The organism is Streptomyces galbus, from assembly GCF_005280195.1.
In the GTDB taxonomy this organism is placed as follows: Bacteria; Actinomycetota; Actinomycetes; order Streptomycetales; family Streptomycetaceae; genus Streptomyces; species Streptomyces galbus.
In genome coordinates this window covers 232,725-245,736 of the sequence record NZ_SZPR01000018.1, presented here as the reverse complement: position 1 = coordinate 245,736, position 13,012 = coordinate 232,725, and the positions used below count along the sequence as shown (strand labels likewise).

Annotated in this window: 15 protein-coding genes; 6 read left to right on the top strand and 9 right to left on the bottom strand. The window is 74.2% G+C overall.

Annotation, left to right across the window (positions count from 1 at the left end; all coding sequences use genetic code 11):
• The first annotated feature begins 63 nt into the window (after positions 1-63).
• Together E4U92_RS22305 and E4U92_RS22300 are read left to right on the top strand one after the other, a co-directional pair.
• Positions 64-843, top strand: a complete 780-nt coding sequence (locus E4U92_RS22305; protein ID WP_174863975.1) for an FMN-binding protein — start codon at positions 64-66, stop codon at positions 841-843.
• On the top strand, positions 836-1,639 hold the full coding sequence (locus E4U92_RS22300) for an FAD:protein FMN transferase (protein WP_229862681.1): 804 nt from the start codon (positions 836-838) through the stop codon (positions 1,637-1,639). The genes E4U92_RS22305 and E4U92_RS22300 overlap by 8 nt, the downstream gene beginning before the upstream one ends.
• 229 nt (positions 1,640-1,868) lie before the next feature.
• On the opposite strand, the gene E4U92_RS22295 is transcribed toward E4U92_RS22300, so the two are convergent.
• From E4U92_RS22295 to argC, 5 genes are all read right to left on the bottom strand, one after another.
• On the bottom strand, positions 1,869-2,417 hold the full coding sequence (locus E4U92_RS22295; RefSeq protein WP_067235329.1) for an arginine repressor: 549 nt from the start codon (positions 2,415-2,417) through the stop codon (positions 1,869-1,871).
• A gap of 7 nt (positions 2,418-2,424) precedes the next feature.
• Positions 2,425-3,624 (bottom strand): acetylornithine transaminase, encoded by a 1,200-nt coding sequence (locus E4U92_RS22290; protein ID WP_137302209.1) that lies wholly within the window; start codon positions 3,622-3,624, stop codon positions 2,425-2,427.
• The gene (gene argB, locus E4U92_RS22285) at positions 3,621-4,526 is read right to left on the bottom strand and encodes an acetylglutamate kinase (protein WP_137302208.1); all 906 of its coding nucleotides are present in this window, start codon (positions 4,524-4,526) and stop codon (positions 3,621-3,623) included. Before argB ends, E4U92_RS22290 begins: the two co-directional genes overlap by 4 nt.
• Positions 4,523-5,674: a bifunctional glutamate N-acetyltransferase/amino-acid acetyltransferase ArgJ gene (gene argJ / locus E4U92_RS22280; protein WP_137302207.1), complete on the bottom strand. Its 1,152-nt coding sequence runs from the start codon at positions 5,672-5,674 to the stop codon at positions 4,523-4,525. Before argJ ends, argB begins: the two co-directional genes overlap by 4 nt.
• An 88-nt stretch (positions 5,675-5,762) precedes the next feature.
• A complete protein-coding gene (argC, locus tag E4U92_RS22275) occupies positions 5,763-6,791 on the bottom strand; it encodes an N-acetyl-gamma-glutamyl-phosphate reductase (protein ID WP_137302206.1) in 1,029 nt (342 codons plus the stop codon).
• Between the two features lie 112 nt (positions 6,792-6,903).
• Between argC and E4U92_RS22270 the strand changes: the two genes are divergently transcribed.
• The gene (locus E4U92_RS22270; protein WP_137302205.1) at positions 6,904-7,407 is read left to right on the top strand and encodes a hypothetical protein; all 504 of its coding nucleotides are present in this window, start codon (positions 6,904-6,906) and stop codon (positions 7,405-7,407) included.
• A 2-nt stretch (positions 7,408-7,409) separates the two neighbouring features.
• Positions 7,410-7,874 (top strand): DUF6314 family protein, encoded by a 465-nt coding sequence (locus tag E4U92_RS22265; protein WP_137302383.1) that lies wholly within the window; start codon positions 7,410-7,412, stop codon positions 7,872-7,874.
• A 4-nt stretch (positions 7,875-7,878) separates the two neighbouring features.
• On the opposite strand, the gene E4U92_RS22260 is transcribed toward E4U92_RS22265, so the two are convergent.
• The 3 genes from E4U92_RS22260 to E4U92_RS22250 all read right to left on the bottom strand — a co-directional run bounded on the left by E4U92_RS22260 (position 7,879) and on the right by E4U92_RS22250 (position 10,505).
• Positions 7,879-8,472 (bottom strand): histidine phosphatase family protein, encoded by a 594-nt coding sequence (locus E4U92_RS22260; protein WP_137302204.1) that lies wholly within the window; start codon positions 8,470-8,472, stop codon positions 7,879-7,881.
• Between the two features lie 84 nt (positions 8,473-8,556).
• Positions 8,557-9,027 (bottom strand): GNAT family N-acetyltransferase, encoded by a 471-nt coding sequence (locus E4U92_RS22255; RefSeq protein ID WP_137302203.1) that lies wholly within the window; start codon positions 9,025-9,027, stop codon positions 8,557-8,559.
• On the bottom strand, positions 9,024-10,505 hold the full coding sequence (locus E4U92_RS22250; protein WP_137302202.1) for an aminotransferase-like domain-containing protein: 1,482 nt from the start codon (positions 10,503-10,505) through the stop codon (positions 9,024-9,026). The genes E4U92_RS22255 and E4U92_RS22250 overlap by 4 nt, the downstream gene beginning before the upstream one ends.
• Between E4U92_RS22250 and E4U92_RS22245 the strand changes: the two genes are divergently transcribed.
• Both E4U92_RS22245 and E4U92_RS22240 read left to right on the top strand, forming a co-directional pair.
• Positions 10,504-11,421, top strand: coding sequence for a DMT family transporter (locus tag E4U92_RS22245; RefSeq protein WP_137302201.1), 918 nt, complete (start codon positions 10,504-10,506; stop codon positions 11,419-11,421). The genes E4U92_RS22250 and E4U92_RS22245 overlap by 2 nt on opposite strands.
• A 68-nt stretch (positions 11,422-11,489) precedes the next feature.
• Positions 11,490-11,693 carry a DUF1918 domain-containing protein gene (locus tag E4U92_RS22240; protein ID WP_137302200.1) on the top strand — a complete coding sequence of 68 codons (204 nt, stop codon included), beginning with the start codon at positions 11,490-11,492 and terminating at the stop codon, positions 11,691-11,693.
• Here the strand turns inward: E4U92_RS22240 and E4U92_RS22235 are convergent.
• The gene (locus E4U92_RS22235) at positions 11,632-12,930 is read right to left on the bottom strand and encodes a glycoside hydrolase family 10-like protein (protein WP_137302199.1); all 1,299 of its coding nucleotides are present in this window, start codon (positions 12,928-12,930) and stop codon (positions 11,632-11,634) included. The two genes, E4U92_RS22240 and E4U92_RS22235, sit on opposite strands and share 62 nt — an antisense overlap.
• Between the last annotated feature and the right edge of the window lie 82 nt (positions 12,931-13,012).

The window sequence follows — 13,012 nt, the reverse complement described above, 5'->3', positions numbered from 1 at the left end:
CGCACGCGGACTGCGGACCCCGCAGGACCCGCCGAACCCGCGGAACCAGGAGCTTGGGAACTGATGAGGAAGAGCCACCCGATCCGGCGCGTCGTGCTGACGACCGCCGCCACCGTGTCCGGGATCGTGCTGTTGCTGTCGCTGAAGCCCGGGTCGGACCCGGCGTCCGCGGCGGCGGGCGCGGCGCCGGGTGCTCCCGGGGCGGCCCGGGAGTCGGTCCAGGGCGGGGCCGGGGCCGCCACGGGCGCCACGGTCACCGGGGACGCGGCGCAGACCCAGTACGGCGTCGTGCAGGTACGGCTGACCGTGGCCGGCGGGAAGATCACCAAGGCGGAGGCCGTCCAGGCGCCCAAGGGCGGCCGGAGCGACTCCGTCACCGCCGACGCGGTGCCCAAGCTGAACCAGGAGGCGGTCGCCGCGCAGAGCGCGGACATCGACGCGGTGTCCGGGGCGACCTACACCAGCGCGGGCTACCGCCAGTCCCTGCAGTCGGCGATCGACAAGGCGAAGGCGGCGCCGGCGCCCGCACCTTCGGCCTCGGCCTCGCAGGGTGCGGGCGGGGCGGGGGCGGCGCGGACCGTCACCGGTGCGGTCGCGCAGACGCAGTACGGTCCCGTCCAGGTCCGCGTCACCGTCAGCGGCGGGAGGATCACCGGGGCCGAGGCCGTGCAGGCGCCCCAGGGCGGGGAGAGCGACCAGAAGACGGCGCTGGCCGTCCCGAGGCTCAACCGGGAGGCGGTCGCCGCGGGCAGCGCGGACATCGACTCGGTCTCCGGTGCCACGTACACCAGCGAGGGCTACAAGAAGTCGCTCCAGTCGGCGCTGGACCGGGCCGGTGGCTGACACCGTGGCCGAGCCTGCTGAGGCGCCCCCCGCGGTGCGGCACGCGGAGGAGGTCATGGGGACGGTCTTCTCCTTCGACGTGCGCGGCGGGGAGCCCGGGGCGGTGCGCGGGGCGCTGGACGCGGCGGTCGCGGGGCTGCACCGGGTCGACGAGGTGTTCAGCACCTACCGCGAGGACAGCGAGGTGTCCCGGCTGGCGCGCGGGGAGCTGACCGTCGCCGACTGCGCCCCCGAGGTGGGCGAGGTGCTCCGGCTCGGGGCGCGGGCCGAGCGGACCAGCGACGGGTGGTTCAGCCTGCGCCACCAGGGGCGGCTGGACCCGACCGGGATCGTGAAGGGCTGGGCGGCGGAGCGCGCCGCGCGGCTGCTCGCGGAGGTCCCCGGGGTGTGCGGGGTCAGCGTCAACGGGGGCGGCGACGTCCAGTTGCTGGGCGTGCCCGCGCCCGGCCGGCCCTGGCGGGTCGGGGTCGCGGACCCGCTGCGGCCGGGCGGCCTGGCGGCCGTGATCTCGACGGCCGGGGTGTCCGAGCTGGCGGTGGCGACATCCGGCACGGCGGAGCGGGGCGCGCACATCGTGGACCCCCGCACGGGCCGCTCGGCGGTCACCGACCTCGTCGCCGTCACCGTGGTCGCCCCCCGCCTGACCTGGGCGGACTGCTGGGCCACGGCGGCGTTCGCGATGGGCTCGCGAGCGGGCCTGGCCTGGCTGGACCCCCTCCCCGACACGGAGGCCCTGCTCATCACGGCGGGCGACGAGGTGCGGTGCACCGGGGGGTTGGCGGCGAGGCTCGGCTGAAAGGGCGCGGGGAACGCGCGACCGGCCCCGACGCGCCCGCGGCCGGCCGACCACCGCCACCACTCCCGGCCCCCAGGGGCGCGGGGAACTGCGCGACCGCCCCCCACGCGCCTGCAGCCGACCGATCACCGCCACCGCCCCGGACCCAGGGGCGCGGGGAACTGCGCGACCAGCCCCCACACACCCGCGGCCAACCGACCACCGCGACCGCTCGGCCAGGGCACCCGCGTCAGTGGCCGTTCTGCGCCAACCGCAGCAAGTGGTCCGCCAGGGCCTGCCCCCCGGTCGGGTTGCGGCTGATGAGCAGCAGGGTGTCGTCGCCGGCGATCGTGCCCAGGATGTCGTGCAGTTCGGCCTGGTCGATCGCCGAGGCGAGGAACTGCGCGGCACCCGGCGGGGTGCGCAGGACGACGAGGTTGGCCGAGGCCTCCGCGGAGATCAGCAGCTCCTGGGAGAGGCGGCGCATCCGCTCCTCCTTCGCCGACTCCCCGAGCGGGGCCCGCGGGGTGCGGAAGCCGCCCTCGCTGGGCACCGCGTAGATGAGCTCGCCGTCGGTGTTGCGGATCTTCACCGCGTTCAGCTCGTCCAGGTCCCGCGACAGCGTCGCCTGCGTGACGCTCAGCCCGTCGTCGGCCAGCAGCTTCGCCAACTGGCTCTGTGAGCGCACCGGTTGCCGGTTGAGGATGTCCACGATCCGGCGGTGGCGTGCGGTGCGGGTCTGCGGCACGGCGGGGCCGGCCGCGTCCGGCTGCCCGTGGTCGTCCTGCGCCTGGCTCATCGTCGTCTCATTCTCCGGCTCGTCCGTCCCCGTGCGCGCTTGCGTCGAGGATGCCGGGCAGCGCCCGCAGAAGCGCCTCCACCTCGTCGTCGCCGAGGTTCAGCGGCGGCATCAGCCGTACGACGTCGGCGGCGGGCGCGTTCACCAGGAACCCGGCCTCCTGAGCCGCCAGCTGCACCTGGGGCGCGAGCGGCTCGGTGAGCACGATACCCAGGAGCAGGCCCGCGCCCCGGACATGGTCGATCAACCGGTGGTTCAGTGCCTCGATCCCCTCGCGCAACCTCTCGCCCTGCCGCTTGACGTTCTCCAGCAGCCCCTCGGAGGCGATGGTGTCCAGGACGGCGAGGCCGGCCGCGCAGGCGACGGGGTTGCCGCCGAACGTCGTGCCGTGCTGGCCCGGTTGCAGCAGGTCGGCGGCCCGGCCGAAGGCGACGGTCGCGCCCAGCGGCAGGCCGCCGCCGAGCTGCTTGGCCAGGGTGACCACGTCGGGCAGCACGCCCTCGTGGGCCTGGTAGGCGAACCAGGACCCGGTGCGCCCGACGCCGGTCTGCACCTCGTCGAGGACGAGCAGCGCGCCGGTGGCCGCCGTGATCGCCCGGGCCGCCTTGAGGTAGCCGGCGGGGGGCACGACGACGCCGTTCTCGCCCTGGACGGGCTCGATGACGACGAGGGCGGTCTCCTCGGTGACCGCGGCCGCGAGCGCCTGGGCGTCGCCGTACGGCACGTGGGTGACGTCGGCGGGCAGGGGCAGGAACGGGGTCTGCTTGGCGGGCTGTCCGGTCAGCGCGAGGGCGCCCATGGTGCGGCCGTGGAAGCCGCCCTCGGTGGCGACCATGTGGGTGCGCCCGGTCAGCCGGCCGATCTTGAAGGCGGCCTCGTTGGCCTCGGCGCCGGAGTTGCAGAAGAACACCCGGCCGTCGCGGCCGAAGAGGTGCAGGAGCCGTTCGGCGAGGGCGACGGTCGGCTCGGCCATGAAGAAGTTGGAGATGTGCCCGAGGGACGCGATCTGCGTGCTGACCGCCTCGACGATCGCCGGGTGGGCGTGGCCGAGGGCGTTGGTGGCGATGCCGCCGACGAAGTCGAGGTACGCCCGGTCCTCGGCGTCCCACACCCGGGTGCCCGCCCCGCGGACCAACGGCAGCCTGGGCGTGCCGTAGTTGTTCATGAGCGCGCCCTGCCACCGGGTGGTCAGTTCCTCGTTGCTCACGACTCCCCCTCGTGCTCGTCGGGCACGACCATCGTGCCGATGCCCTCGTCGGTGAAGATCTCCAGCAGGATCGAGTGCGGGACCCGGCCGTCGATGACGCGGGCGGTGTGCACCCCGTTGCGGACGGCGTGCAGGCAGCCCTCCATCTTCGGGACCATGCCGGAGCTCAGGTCCGGCAGCAGCTTCTCCAGCTGGGACGCGGTGAGGCGGCTGATCACCTCGTCGGAGTGCGGCCAGTCCTCGTAGAGTCCCTCGACGTCCGTGAGGACCATGAGGGTCTCGGCGTCCAGAGCAGCAGCGAGTGCCGCAGCCGCCGTATCAGCATTGACGTTGTAGACATGCCCGTCGTCCTGACTGCGGGCGATCGAGGAGACGACCGGGATGCGGCCGTCGGCGAGCAGGGCCTCGATGGCGCCCGTGTCGATGTCGGTGATCTCGCCGACCCGCCCGATGTCGATCGACTCGCCGTCGATCCGGGGCCGGTGCTTGGTGGCGGTGATGGTGTGCGCGTCCTCGCCGGTGAGTCCGACGGCGAGCGGGCCGTGCTGGTTGAGCAGGTTGACCAGCTCGCGCTGGACCTGCCCGGCCAGCACCATCCGTACGACGTCCATGGCGTCCTCGGTGGTGACGCGCAGGCCCGCCTTGAACTCGCTGACGATGCCGTGCTTGTCGAGGGCGGCGCTGATCTGCGGGCCGCCGCCGTGCACGACGACCGGCTTCAGGCCGGCGTGGTGCAGGAAGACGACGTCCTGCGCGAACGCGGCCTTCAGCTCCTCGTCGACCATGGCGTTGCCGCCGAACTTGATGACGACGGTCCTGCCGTTGTGCCGGGTCAGCCAGGGCAGCGCCTCGATGAGGATCTGCGCCTTGGGCAGCGCGGTGTGCTTTCGCGTGGGTGTCATGAGGAGTAGGCGCTGTTCTCGTGGACGTAGTCGGCGGTCAGGTCGTTGGTCCAGATGGTCGCGGTCTCGGAGCCGGCGGCGAGGTCGGCGACGATGTGCACCTCGCGGTAGCGCATGTCGACCTTCTCGCGGTCCTCGCCGACGCCGCCGTCCTTGCAGACCCAGACGCCGTTGATGGCGACGTTCAGCCGGTCGGGTTCGAAGGCGGCGCGGGTGGTGCCGATCGCGGAGAGCACGCGGCCCCAGTTGGGGTCCTCGCCGTGGATGGCGCACTTGAGGAGGTTGTTGCGGGCGATGGAGCGGCCCACCTCCACGGCGTCGTCCTCGCTGGCGGCGTTGATCACCTCGACCTTGATGTCCTTGCTGGCGCCCTCGGCGTCGCGGATGAGCTGCTGGCCGAGGTCGTCGCAGACGGCCCGTACGGCGTCGGCGAACTCCGCGTACTCCGGGGTGATCCCGGAGGCTCCGGAGGCGAGCAGCAGCACGGTGTCGTTGGTGGACATGCAGCCGTCGGAGTCGACGCGGTCGAAGGTGACCCGGGTGGCGGCGCGCAGCGCCTCGTCCAGGGTGGCGGCGTCGAGGTCGGCGTCGGTGGTGAGGACGACCAGCATCGTGGCGAGACCGGGCGCGAGCATGCCCGCGCCCTTCGCCATGCCGCCGACGGTCCAGCCGTCCTTGGTCACCACGGACGTCTTGTGGACGGTGTCGGTGGTCTTGATGGCGATGGCGGCCTTCTCGCCGCCGTGCTCGGAGAGCTGGGCCGCGGCGGTCTCCACGCCCGCGAGCAGCTTGTCCATGGGCAGCAGCACGCCGATCAGGCCGGTGGAGCAGACGGCGACCTCGACGGCGCCGCGGCCGAGCACCTCGGCGGCCTTCTCGGCGGTGGCGTGGGTGTCCTGGAAGCCCTTGGGGCCGGTGCAGGCGTTGGCGCCGCCGGAGTTGAGGACGACGGCGGAGACCTGGCCGCTCTTGAGGACCTGCTCGGACCACAGGACGGGGGCGGCCTTGACGCGGTTGGAGGTGAAGACGCCGGCGGCGGCGCGGCGCGGCCCGACGTTGACCACGAGGGCCAGGTCGGGGTTGCCGTTCTCCTTGATCCCGGCGGCGATGCCCGCCGCCGTGAATCCCTTGGCTGCCGTGACGCTCACTGCATCTCCTCGTTCGCTTCTCCGCCCGTGCAGCGCGCCGCTGCCGGTTTCTTCTTCGTCTGCGGCCCGGTGGCTGCACGTGCGTCGCTCACGGAGCGACTCCGATCGTGGAAAGCCCCGTGGTCTCGTCGAGACCCAGGGCGATGTTCATGCTCTGGACGGCGCCGCCCGCCGTGCCCTTGGTGAGGTTGTCGAGGGCGCTGATCGCGATGATGCGGTGCACCGCGGCGTCGTAGGCGACCTGCACCTGAACGGCGTTGGAACCGTGGACGGACGCCGTGGCGGGCCACTGCCCCTCGGGCAGCAGGTGGACGAACGGCTCGTCGGCGTAGGCCTTCTCGTAGGCGGCGCGCAGGGTGTCCGCGGTGACGCCCGGGGCGGCCTTGGCGCTGCAGGTGGCGAGGATGCCGCGGGACATCGGGGCGAGGGTCGGCGTGAACGACACGGCGATCCGCTCCCCCGCGACGCCGCTGAGGTTCTGGATCATCTCGGGGGTGTGCCGGTGGCCGCCACCGACGCCGTACGGCGACATGGAGCCCATGACCTCGCTGCCCAGCAGGTGCGGCTTGGGCGCCTTGCCGGCGCCGGAGGTGCCGGACGCGGCGACGATCACGGCCTCGGCCTCGGCGAGCCCGGCCGCGTAGGCGGGGAAGAGGGCGAGGGTGGCGGCGGTGGGGTAGCAACCGGGGACCGCGATGCGCTTGGACCCCTCCAGCGCGGCGCGGCCGCCCGGCAGTTCGGGCAGGCCGTAGGGCCAGGTGCCGGCGTGCGCGGAGCCGTAGAACCGCTCCCAGTCGGCCGGGTCCCTCAGCCGGAAGTCGGCGCCCATGTCGATGACCAGCACGTCGGGGCCGAGCTGCTCGGCGACGGCGGCGGACTGGCCGTGCGGCAGGGCGAGGAAGACGACGTCGTGCCCGGCGAGCACCTCGGCACTGGTCTCCTCCAGCACCCGCCCGGCCAGCGGCAGCAGGTGCGGCTGGAGCGCGCCGAGCGTCTGGCCCGCGTTGGAATTGCCGGTGAGGGCGCCGATCTCGACCCCGGGATGCGAGAGCAGCAGCCGCAGCACCTCACCCCCGGCATACCCACTCGCCCCGGCCACTGCCGCACGTACCGCCATTGCTCCTCCTCCTGGATGGCATGACTATACGTTGCAATGTACGTTTATGCAATGCGGGTGGATGGGTATGCGGGGACTCCGTCCGTCATGCCGCCGTCTAGCCTGGACCCTTATGGGCAACACCTTCGGCGCCGGGGACGGCCGGCTGTACCTCTCCAACGGCGGGACGGACGTCTTCGTCGAGGTGTTGTTGCCGGCCGTGTCCGGGCTCGCCCGGTGTCCGTGGGAGTACCGGTTCGGCGGGCTGGTCGCGCTGCAGGACCAGGAGCTCATGGGGCGGGGAGCGGTCGGATTCGACCTCGCGGAGATCCACTGGGGGCGGACGGCTCCGCGGCGGGACGCCGCCAAGGGGTTCGTGCTGCGGGCCATCGGGCTGGCGGAGCGGCGGTACCGGTGGGAGCTGCTCGGCCAGGAGCCGCCGCATGCCCTGGCGTATCTCCAGAGGTTCCGGAAGATCGTGGCGGGCTTCGAGCCCCCGGAGGTCGAGCCCGACCGTGACGTCCTGCCCCAGCTGTCGGAGCTGGGGTGTTGCGTGCGGCACCGGGTGCTGAGTCCCGTGGCGTATCTCGACGGCTGTCTGTTCTGTCGGGGCGGAATCGGATCGGGGAGCGAGTGACGGTGGGCGGCTGCTGGCCCGTGGGCGATGCGCTGGGTTATCTGGCCGGTGGCTGGCGCGTGCGGCGGGTCGCCCGGGATCTGGCGAGCGGGGACGAGGGCTCGTTCGACGGGACCACCGTGTTCCGGCCGCTGGCGGAGGACGACGGCGGGCTGTTGCACGAGGAGCGCGGCACCTTCACCTGGCGGTCGGTCGCGCGCCCCGCCGAGCGCACCCTGCGCTTCCTGCCCGGCCCGGTGCCCGGCACCGCCGACGTGCGCTTCGCCGACGGCCGCTTCTTCCACGACCTGGACCTGACGCGCGGGCACCACGTCGCCGACCACCCGTGCTCGGCCGACCTGTACCGCGGCGAGTTCACCGTCCTGGACGCCGACCGCTGGCGCACGGTGTGGCGGGTGCGCGGCCCGGCCAAGGATCTGATCCTCACGACGGATTACACCCGCCTGGAGGACCCGTCGGCCCGCTGAGGCACTACGCCCGCAGCGCCTCCCCCGCCACCCCGTCGAAGCGCAGGTTCCAGCGGCCGCCCCGCCCCGTGACCGTGGTCGTCGACAGGGGGCGCACGTCGAGGTTCCAGTACGTCGCCGGGGGTGCCATCAGCGCGTAGACCAGGGCGGCCCGGATCACCGAGGGTTCGGCGACGGCGACGATCCGGCCGCCGTCCTCGACGGGCCGGGTGTCGAGCCAGCCTCCGACCCGCGCGATGAACGCGAGCAGCGGCTCGCCGCCGTGCGGGGCGGAACGCGGGTCGGCCAGCCAGGCGTCCACCGCCTCCGGCTCACGGGCCATCGCCTCGCCGAGGGTGAGGCCCTGCCAGCGGCCCATGTCGCAGTCGCGCAGGGCGAGCTGCACCAGCGGGGCGTACCCGAGGGCGTCCCCCGTCGCGCGGCTGCGCGGGGTCGGCGAGCAGTAGCGCAGCTCGGCCGCGGCGAGCGGGATCAGCTCGCCGGCGGCACGCTGCACCTCCTCCCAGCCCGCCTGGTCCAGCGGCCGGTCGTCCTGGAAGCGCTCCGCCAGCGCGGGAGTGCTGCGCGCGGCGGCGACGAACGTCACCCGAAGAGCCATGCGTGGATGGTCTGCCCGCGAACTGGGCAGGTCAAGGCTTGTTCGCGCGCATTCACGGAAGGTGCCCGAAAACTTACCCGCCAGTCAGGACGAGCCCGGCATCCCGCCGGAAACGGGCGGCTCGAAGACCAGCGCCATCCACCGCTCCGGCACCTCCAGCGGCGCGAAGCCCACCTTCCGGTACACCCCGTGCGCGTCGTGCGTGGCGAGCAGCATCCGGCGCAGCCCGAGCGGTTCCATCTCGTCGCGTATCGCGGCGACGAGGGCCGTGCCGAGGCCCTTGCCGCGCACGGACCGGTCCACGTAGACGTCGCACAGCCAGGCGAAGGTGGCCCGGTCGGTCACCACGCGCGCGTACGCCACCTGCTCGCCGGAGGCCGTGTCGTACACGCCGTAGTTCAGCGACCCGGCGATGGCCCGGTCCTGCTTGTCCCGGTCGCGCCCGATCGCCCAGTACGCGTCGGTGGACAGCCAGTGGTGCACGCGCGCGGCGTCGATGCGGGCGGGGTCGGTGGAGAGCTCGTAGCCGTCGGCGAGCGGCGGGGTGTCGGTCATGGCAGGAACCTCTCAGGGGCGGGTCCGTCGTGTCGAACGGTTTGCGGCAGCGCCTCGTCGCAGGCCGCCCGCAGGCGCCGTACGCCCTCGGTGATCTCGCCCTCCCCGGCGACGGCCGCGAAGCTCAGCCGCAGGTGCGGGGCCGGGGGTTCGGCGCTGAAGTAGGGGCGGCCCGGGGTGAGGGCGACACCGGCGCGCAGGGCCGCGGCGGTGACGGCGGACTCGTCGGTGCCGTCCGGGAGCCGCAGCCACAGGTGGTAGCCGCCGGACGGGACGTGCGGCAGGGCGAGTTCGGGCAGGTGCAGGGCCAGGGCCGCGGTCATCGTGTCGCGGCGGGTCTTCAGCGCGGTGGCGATGGCGCGCAGGTGGCGGGGCCAGGCGGGCGAACCGACCAGTTCCAGCGCGGCCTCCTGCAGCGGCCGCGGCACGAAGAACGTGTCCACGACCTGGATGGCCCGCAGCCGTTGCAGCACGGGGCCGCGCGCCACCAGGGCGCTGACCCGGAAGCTCGGCGAGGTGGCCTTGGTCAGGGAACCGACGTGCACGACGACCCCGTCGGGGTCGTCCGCGACGAGCGGGCGCGGCAGCGGCCCGGCGTCCTCGTGGGCGAGCCGGCGCACGAAGTCGTCCTCGACGACGAAGGCGCCCGCCTCGCGCGCGATGCGCAGCACCTCGGCGCGGCGGGCCGGGGCGAGGACGGCGCCGGTGGGGTTCTGGAACAGCGGCTGGCAGACGAGGACGCGGGCCCCGGTGGCGTGCAGGGCGTCGGCGAGCAGCGCGGGCCGCACCCCGTCCGCGTCGACCGGCACCGGGACCGGGCGCAGTCCCGCCGAGCGGGCGATGGCGAGCATGCCGGGGTAGGTCGGCGACTCGACCAGGACCGGGGCGCCGGGCGGGGCGAGCGCCCGCAGGGCGGTGGTGAGCGCCGACTGCCCGCCCGCCGCGATGAGCACCTCGGCGGCGGTCACCGAGCCGCCGATGGTCCGCGCGAACCACTCGCGCAGCTCGGGCAGCCCCTCCATGGGCGGCCTCCCCCACGCCCCGGGCCGCCGGCCGGCCCGGGCCAGCGCCGCCGCCATGGCGCGCTCCGGCTGGAGGGAGGGGTGCAGGTAGCCGCCGTTGAACTCGATCACCCCGGGCGGCGGGGCGGCCAGCGAGACGGTGACGCCGTCGGCGTCGACCGAGCGCGGTACGAGGTCGGCGGCGCCGTCGGCGCTCAGCGCGACCTCCTGCCAGGAGGTGTCCCCGGCCGGCGCCGCGGCCGGGCGGGGCCGCGCGCGGAAGGCGCCCGCGCCGGGACGGGTGACCACCAGCCCCTCGGCGGCGAGCTGGGCCAGCGCCCGGGACACGGTCACGGGGCTGACCCGGAAGCGGTCGACGAGGGCCCGGCTCGACGGGAGCTTTCCACCCGGCGAGTAGCGGTCCAGTTCTCGACGCAACTGGTTCGCCAGGTCGGCCACACTGCTACGCTCGTACATGAAGACACAGAGTAGCGCTATCGCTCCGGCGCCGATAGCAGTCAGCACCCCGGCGGCGTCCCGCTCCGCCGGCACCCTCCAGGCGGCGCTCGGTGTCGTCGCCTTCTCCCTGACGTTCCCCGCGACCGCGTGGGGTCTGGAGGGGTTCGGGCCGTGGAGCCTGGTCGCGGTCCGCAGTGTGCTGGCCGCGCTGATCGCCGGCGGCTGCCTGCTAGCGGTGGGGGCCCCGGTGCCCGCCCGGCGCCACTGGGCCGGGCTCGCGGTGGTGGCCGCCGGGGTCGTCGTCGGTTTCCCGATGCTGACCACGCTGGCCCTGCAGACGTCCACCACCGCGCACGCGGCCGTGGTGGTCGGGCTGCTGCCGCTGACCACGGCGCTGCTGTCCGCGCTGCGGACGGGCACCCGCCCCTCGCGCACCTTCTGGCTGGCGGCGCTGGCGGGCGCGGGCGCGGTGGTGGCGTTCACCGTGCAGCAGAGCGGCGGGGCGTTGAGCACCGCCGACCTGTACCTGTTCGGCGCGCTGCTGGTGTGCGCGGCCGGCTACACCGAGGGCGGCCGGCTGGCCCGGGTGATGCCCGGCTGGCAGGTCATCGGCTGGGCGCTGGTGCTGTGCCTGCCGCTGTCCGTGCCCGCCGCCGCGGTGGCCCTGACGTACGAGCCGGTGGCGCTGACCGGGCACAGCGTGGCCGGGCTGCTGTGGGTCGCGGCGGGCTCGCAGTTCCTCGGACTGGTCGTCTGGTACCGGGGCATGGCGGCCATCGGCATCCCGAAGGCCAGTCAGTTGCAGCTCGCCCAGCCGCTGCTCACACTGGTGTGGTCGGTGCTGCTGCTCGGCGAGCACCTGACGCCCGCCGCCCCGCTGACGGCCGCGGCGGTGCTCGTCTGCATCGCCGTCACCCAGCGGGCCCGCGGCTGAGCGGCCGGGGGCGCGTTCACCGGGTTCCGGGCGGCACACGGCGCCGTAGACGTGAGGAGGGCCGGCAGATGCGCGCATCGGTGGGCGACCAGCTCGTCCAGCACGGCAGGGTGGTCGGTCAGCACGACCAGGTCTCGCAGGTCGTCGAGGTGTTGGGCACGGCGGGCACCCCGCCCTACCGCGTCCGCTTCCCGGACGGCCACGAGGCCGTCATGTCACCGGGCCCCGACTGCGAGGTCCGGCACCCGGAGCAGGCACACCAGCACCAGTAGCCCGGCGCGGGGCCGCGGCCGGCAGGGCGTAGTGGTCGGCCACCACCCGCGCCATCGCCCCCACGCGGTCCGCCGCCACGTCCCCGGCCGCGAAGTAGACGTGCCCGCGCACCTGCGGAAAGTCAGCGGCCAGGGTCAGGTGGGCCGACAGCTCCGCCGGATCCTGCCAGGCCGCGGGCTGCGCGGGGTCGCCCGCCTTGTACAGGGCCTCGCCGAGGTAGAGCCGGGTCCGGCTGCCCCGGGCCACGTCCGCCCACCAGGGCACGAGCGTGGCGTAGTCGGCCGCGGCCAGCCCGATGTTCCAGTAGAGCTGGGGCACGAGGTAGTCGATCCAGCCCTCGCGGACCCACTTGCGGGTGTCGGCGTACACGTCGTCGTACGACTGCAGGGCGCGGGTGTCGGAGCCGAGCGGGTCGGTGGAGGCGTTGCGCCACACGCCGAAGGGGCTGATCCCGAACTGGGTCGTGGGGCGGATCGCCTTGATCCGTTCGGCCGTCTCCAGCACCAGCAGGTCGATGTTGGCGCGCCGCCAGGCCGCCCGGCTGGGGTGGCCGCCGCCGTGGGCGTCGTAGGCGGCGTCGTCGTCGAAGGTCTGGCCGGCCACCGGGTACGGGTAGAAGTAGTCGTCGAAGTGGACGGCGTCGAGGGGGTAGCGGCGGACCGCGTCGAGCATCGCGTCCTGCACGAAGGCGCGGACCTCGGGCAGCCCCGGGTTGTAGTAGAGCTTCCCGCCGTACGGCACCACCCACTCGGGGTGCCGGCGCGCGGGGTGCTCGGGAACCAGCCTGCCGAGGTCGGAGTGGGTCGCGACGCGGTACGGGTTGAACCAGGCGTGCAGCTCCAGGCCGCGGGCGTGGGCCTCGGTGACGGCCGTGCCCAGCGGGTCCCAGCCGGGCGACTCGCCCTGGGTGCCGGTGAGCACCTGCGACCAGGGCTCGTACGGCGACGGCCACAGGGCGTCGGCGGTGGGCCGCACCTGGAACATCACGGTGTTGAGGCGGTTGCGGACGGCGAGGTCGAGCAGGCCGAGCAGCTCGTCGCGCTGGCGGGCGGCGCTCAGGCCGGGGCGGGAGGGCCAGTCGCGGTTGGCGACGGTGGCCAGCCACATGCCGCGCATCTCGGCCGGTCCCGCCCGGTGCCGGCCCGCGGCGGCGGCGGTGCCGGTGCCGGCCGACGCGGTCGTGGTGACGGCGGCCAGCGCGGCCAGTGTGAACGCCCGCCGGGTCGGATTCCCCATGGGCACACGCCCCCGAGACTCGGTGGATCCGTGCGGTCACGGATCGCGTCGGCGCCCAGCATGCCCCCACCCCGGCGATCGA

Excerpts from the sequence above, each read along its gene's own strand:
- argB (WP_137302208.1), bottom strand. The coding sequence starts at position 4,526 with ATGACACCCACGCGAAAGCACACCGCGCTGCCCAAGGCGCAGATCCTC.
- E4U92_RS22305 (WP_174863975.1), top strand. The coding sequence starts at position 64 with ATGAGGAAGAGCCACCCGATCCGGCGCGTCGTGCTGACGACCGCCGCC.
- E4U92_RS22260 (WP_137302204.1), bottom strand. The coding sequence starts at position 8,472 with ATGGCTCTTCGGGTGACGTTCGTCGCCGCCGCGCGCAGCACTCCCGCG.
- E4U92_RS22255 (WP_137302203.1), bottom strand. The coding sequence starts at position 9,027 with ATGACCGACACCCCGCCGCTCGCCGACGGCTACGAGCTCTCCACCGAC.
- E4U92_RS22240 (WP_137302200.1), top strand. The coding sequence starts at position 11,490 with ATGCGCGCATCGGTGGGCGACCAGCTCGTCCAGCACGGCAGGGTGGTC.
- E4U92_RS22270 (WP_137302205.1), top strand. The coding sequence starts at position 6,904 with ATGGGCAACACCTTCGGCGCCGGGGACGGCCGGCTGTACCTCTCCAAC.
- E4U92_RS22295 (WP_067235329.1), bottom strand. The coding sequence starts at position 2,417 with ATGAGCCAGGCGCAGGACGACCACGGGCAGCCGGACGCGGCCGGCCCC.
- E4U92_RS22245 (WP_137302201.1), top strand. The coding sequence starts at position 10,504 with ATGAAGACACAGAGTAGCGCTATCGCTCCGGCGCCGATAGCAGTCAGC.
- E4U92_RS22250 (WP_137302202.1), bottom strand. The coding sequence starts at position 10,505 with ATGTACGAGCGTAGCAGTGTGGCCGACCTGGCGAACCAGTTGCGTCGA.
- E4U92_RS22235 (WP_137302199.1), bottom strand. The coding sequence starts at position 12,930 with ATGGGGAATCCGACCCGGCGGGCGTTCACACTGGCCGCGCTGGCCGCC.
- argC (WP_137302206.1), bottom strand. The coding sequence starts at position 6,791 with ATGGCGGTACGTGCGGCAGTGGCCGGGGCGAGTGGGTATGCCGGGGGT.